This window comes from Vibrio sp. 03_296 (assembly GCF_002265885.1).
The window spans coordinates 1-461 of sequence record NZ_NPKW01000277.1 but is presented as its reverse complement, the minus strand read 5'-3'; the positions used below and the strand labels follow the sequence as shown (position 1 = coordinate 461).

At 46.2% G+C, this 461-nt stretch carries 1 protein-coding gene; it reads left to right on the top strand.

Going from position 1 to position 461, the window contains the following annotated elements; all coding sequences use genetic code 11:
• Positions 1-16: 16 nt before the first annotated feature.
• Complete coding sequence (locus tag CIK04_RS23965; protein WP_128824673.1) at positions 17-403, top strand: MerR family transcriptional regulator; 387 nt, start codon at positions 17-19, stop codon at positions 401-403.
• Positions 404-461 lie beyond the last annotated feature (58 nt).

Genomic DNA, 461 nt, shown 5'->3' with positions numbered 1-461 from the left:
AGCAACAGGAAAGAGCATGTATATTGGCGAGCTAGCAAAGAAWWCTGGGAACAGTATCAAGGCTATCCGACATTACGAAGAGATTGGTCTGATCAAATCGCCACTACGCCAAGGCAAATACCGGCACTACGATGCCAGTTATTTGGATATTTTGGCGATGATTAAGTTGGCCAAAAGCTTAGGTTTCACCCTTGAAGAGCTCAAAATGATAGCCCAAGCCAAAACCCAGCAGGGCTTGATCCCAATGGATTTGCTACTTGAGCACATCAATGCAAAACGCACTAAACTGCTCGAGCAGCAGAACCAAATCGAACGGATGCTCAAAGGGCTTGGACAATTGGAGCAAAGTGTTTCCTTACACAACGCCTGCCTGCTCATGTCATTAGAAAACGCCGAAGTTTAAATATTCGCCATACGCGCTGATGGTACAAGCTCAGCACCCAGTTTCTTGGCAATAAGCG